Origin of the sequence: Rudaea sp., from assembly GCF_036383415.1 — a bacterium.
In the GTDB taxonomy this organism is placed as follows: domain Bacteria; phylum Pseudomonadota; class Gammaproteobacteria; order Xanthomonadales; family Rhodanobacteraceae; genus Rudaea.
Genome location: NZ_DASVOK010000462.1, coordinates 1 through 3,417, shown reverse-complemented (window position 1 = coordinate 3,417; position 3,417 = coordinate 1). Strand labels below are relative to the sequence as shown.

The following is a 3,417-nucleotide window of genomic DNA, read 5'->3' as shown; positions in this document are numbered from 1 at the left end:
GATCAGACCGGTGCCGATCGTATAGATCGCGAGCAGCAGCGCGAGCAACCGCGTCTGGAAACCGAGCAGCACCGCGATCGCGACCGGCACCTCCATAAGCACGGCGATCGCCGCGGCCACGGCGGGCAGCGGCGCGCCGACCGAAGTCATGTAGGCGACCGTGCCGGAGAAGTGAAGGAGCTTCGGCACACCGGACATGAGGAACAGGATGACAAGCAACACGCGTGCGATCAGCAGCAGCAGGTCCTGCTGCGACGCGAGGAAGGACTGTTTCTGCATCATGGCTTCGACCCTCGGAAAGATTCGGGAGTGCTTCGGATTGCGAAGAGCCAACGGCATCAAGGTGGTGCGGCGAAGCTGAGGATACGCCAAGCCGAGCGCCGCACTTTAGCGGTGTCGTTTCGAAGAATCCATCGCCGCTTCCATCGCTATCTTCACTAGGCGATCGAGCGGGCGCCGGGTGAGGCGTGGATCGTGCGGAACGTCAGGTTGATCCGTGCGGCGACCGAGCGCGCGGTTTTCGGCAAGTCGTGGCGATAGTGCCGCTGCGTGGTTCCAGCCATGCGCAGCAAGCTGCCCGAGGGCAGATCGAGTTCGAGGCGCAGGTGCGGATCGCAGCGGTGGCTCAGGCGGAAACGACGCACGCCGCCGAAGCTCAGGGACAGGATCGCAGATTTGGGACCGAGTTCAGGCTCGTCGTCGCTGTGCCAGCCCATCGAATCACGACCGTCGCGGTAGAGGTTGGCGAGCACGCTGTTGCAGTGGCCTCCGGCATGCGCAGCGAGAGCCTCGCGCAGTTCGGTCAACGCCGGCGTCCAGGTATGCGGCGCGAAACGCGAGCCCGAATACGTGTAGACCGCCTCGGCATCGCCGATCCAGCAGGACAGGCGCGGCGAGTCGACTTCGCGTCCGAAGATGCGCAGGCGATGGCGCTCCCATGGAATTTCTCCATGCAACCGCGCGAACCAGTGCGCCGCGTCCGCTTCATCGCAGAACTGCGCGAGGCGCACGTCCGCCCCTGGCAAATCGAATACCTGCCAAATCACGGAGGCGTTCCGACCCTTTTCGCGCGGCGGCGCCGCGTGCCGGTGGCGACCGCGATGAGCGCCGCGGCGAGCACGGCGGCGAGGACGCAGAGCAGAATGGCGTGATCCGTCAGCCAGCGCTCGGCAACGCGGCTGGCGCGCACGAACGCCGCCGGTTCCGGCCGGTCGCCGAGACGATCACCGAGCACGTGGCGGACGTTGCCATCAGCCAGGCGTTGTTGGAGGTAGGCAGGATCAGGGTACGGCAGGGCTGACGGCTCGCTGCGAGTGATCACGGTCGCATCGTCGGCGCGCACCGCGGCGGCGATCAGCGCCTCGGCCCCGCTCAGGCGGTCCGCCTGCCAGCGCAGGTAATGCAGAGGAATCGGCGAAGCGAGCACCGTGGCCGCGGCGAACAGCGCGACCGCGGGAACGGCGATCCGCACCAACGGCCGCCCGATGCCGCCTTCGGTCAGGCGCAGCAGGCAGGCGAGATCGGCCATGATCGCCACGGCGATGACGTCCATGTAGCGGCTGACCGGCAGCCAGAGACGGAAATCACTGCGCAGCACAATCATCGACACGACGTGCAGGTAGCCCCAAACGGCCAGCGCGGCGACGAACAGGTCGACGCGCCGGCCCTGCGCGGCGGCGGCATCCGTCGCCTCGATGCGGGCATCGGCAACGAGTTGCCACAGCATCGCCCAGGTCGGCGCGAAAGCGGCGGTCAGCAGCAGGACCTGCAGCAGGGCGAGTGCCGGATCGGGTGGTCGCGCGTTGCCGGAGTGCATGCCTCCCGCTAGCAGCACGAACGCGAGTGCGGCGGCGGCGATTTGCGGCAGAGCGAGGGCGATCGCGGCCCCGGTCGACAAGTCCCGGGACGCCGCGCGGCAGGCGACCACGCCGATGCCGATCGCCGGCGCGACCCAGCCGCTGCCCATTGTCAGCGCTGCAAGAATCGCTGCCGCGAGTAGTACCGGCGCGTGCTTGCGCGTGCCCGTCGCGGCGAGCCACAACGTCGCTGCGGTTCCGGCGATCAGGAAGGAGAAAGCGTCGTTCCAGGTCATGCTCAGGCTTTCCCAACTGTAGGGAATCGCGGCGAGCGCCAGCCCCGCGCACAACCATGCGAGGCGCCCTTTTTGCAGATGGCAAGCGCCCCCGGCCAACAGCAAACCTGCGGTGAGCGCAGACAGCACCGCGAGCAACACGCCGACAGGGCGCGGGTCGTACTGATTGTCGGCGGCGGCGAGCTGCAGCCAGTCGAGCAGTTTCGTCCACACCATCAGGTGCTCGTTGTGTGGCAGCAGCAGGTAGCGCGGATCGAACGCTTGCACGGCACGCGCCACGGCGATGCCGTCGATCGCCGCCCACTGATCGTAGTAAGGCGCTTCGCGCATCATATACAGCGTGGCGGCGATGCGGGCGACAGCGATCAGCAACCCGAACGCCGCCGCCAGCGGCCAGTAGCGCAACGCGCGCCTCGCGCCGCGCAAATCGACCATTCGCCGCTCCGGCCGCGACGTCATGGCGAGACGCAATCGAAGAGTGCGGCCACGGCTGGCCGCCGCGCGACCTTCGCGATCAGAAACGACCGCACGGATAATTCGGCGCCGCATCGAGCGCCGCCGCGCATACCTCGGCGAGTTCGAGCAGGCGCAGATCGGAACCCGGCGGGCCGATGAACTGCATGCCGGCGGGCAGGCCATCGAGCGTCATGCCCATCGGGATCGTCACCGCGGGCAGGCCGGCGAGGTTGGCGATGCAGGTGAAGTCGCCGGCGTTGTCGGGCAGTGGCGCTTCGAGCGGGAACGCGGTCTGCGGCGTGGTCGGCGTGACCAGCACGTCGATCTGCGTGAACATCTTGCGCATGGCGACGACGGCTTGGTCGAGCAACAGATCGGCGGCAACGTAATCGGCGGCGGACTTTGCGCGCGCGTAGTCGAGCCATCCCTTCATTTCGGACGAGATCGGATGTGCCGTATCGGCGAACGCGCGTGCGTGCGTCACCAGCATCTCGGCCTCGATCATGAAGAACGCCGCACGCCGTGCACGCGTGAGCGGAAAATCGCCGAAGCCGACGTCACGGCGATTCTCGAGCTCGTGGGTCAGCGCCATCAACGCGCGCTCGAACGCACGCTTGACGCCGGGCTCGGTGCCGAACGCGTCGAGATCGCCGAGCAGGCCGACGCGCAGCTTGCCCGGCTCCCAGTCGGGCAAGGCCAGATCGACGCGGCGGCGGCGCGAGCGTGGATCAGCCGGATCGTGGCCGCCGAGAACGTGCAGCAGCACGCCGAGATCGTGCACGCTGCGCGCCATCAGGCCGACCGAATCGAGGCGGCGCGCGGCCGGGATCATTCCGCGCGCGGAGATTTCCCCGCTCGTCGGCTTGAGC

3 protein-coding genes are annotated in these 3,417 nt (G+C 68.0%); all 3 read right to left on the bottom strand.

Annotated elements, in window-relative coordinates; genetic code table 11:
- On the bottom strand, positions 1–282 hold a 282-nt coding region (locus VF497_RS16805), incomplete at its 3' end, for a DoxX family protein (protein WP_330890854.1).
- A gap of 155 nt (positions 283–437) precedes the next feature.
- Positions 438–1,046, bottom strand: coding sequence for an alpha-ketoglutarate-dependent dioxygenase AlkB family protein (locus VF497_RS16800; RefSeq protein ID WP_330890852.1), 609 nt, complete (start codon positions 1,044–1,046; stop codon positions 438–440).
- Positions 1,047–2,606: 1,560 nt separating this feature from the next.
- A partial coding sequence (locus tag VF497_RS16795; protein ID WP_330890850.1) for an amidase occupies positions 2,607–3,417 on the bottom strand: 811 nt, incomplete at its 5' end.